This window comes from Nocardioides abyssi (assembly GCF_030412915.1).
GTDB classification, from domain to species: Bacteria; Actinomycetota; Actinomycetes; order Propionibacteriales; family Nocardioidaceae; genus Nocardioides; species Nocardioides abyssi.
This window is the reverse complement of the sequence record NZ_JAUHJR010000052.1, coordinates 1-376: the sequence shown is the minus strand read 5'-3', so window position 1 is coordinate 376 and position 376 is coordinate 1. Positions and strand designations below refer to the sequence as shown.

Below are 376 nucleotides of genomic sequence, written 5' to 3'. Positions count from 1 at the left end.
CGAGACCGAGGCCCGCCAGCGCGGCGGCGGGGGCCAGCGCCCCCACCAGTCCCCCGCTCCAGGCGGCCACGCCCACCAGCGTCATCCGCAGGTCGGCGGAGGCCCGCGCGGGCTCGTGGGGCTCGATCGGATCCGGGGGCGCAGCGGCCTCGGCCCGTGCGAGGCTCACACCGTCACGAGGGGTGCGAGCTGGGCGAGGGTCGCCTCGCCGATGCCGTCGACCTCGAGCAGCTCCTCGACCGCGGTGAAGGCGCCGTGCTCGGTGCGCCACGCCAGGATGGCCCCGGCTGTCACCGGGCCCACCTGGGGCAGCGTCTCGAGCAGGGCCTGGTCGGCGGTGTTGAGGTCGACCAGGGCAGCCCCCGGAGCCCCCGGC

Annotated in this window: 1 protein-coding gene; it reads right to left on the bottom strand. The window is 77.9% G+C overall.

Going from position 1 to position 376, the window contains the following annotated elements; all coding sequences use genetic code 11:
- Positions 1 to 165: 165 nt before the first annotated feature.
- The coding region (locus QWY29_RS19865) for a ComEA family DNA-binding protein (RefSeq protein ID WP_300962969.1) at positions 166 to 376 on the bottom strand (211 nt) is incomplete at its 5' end.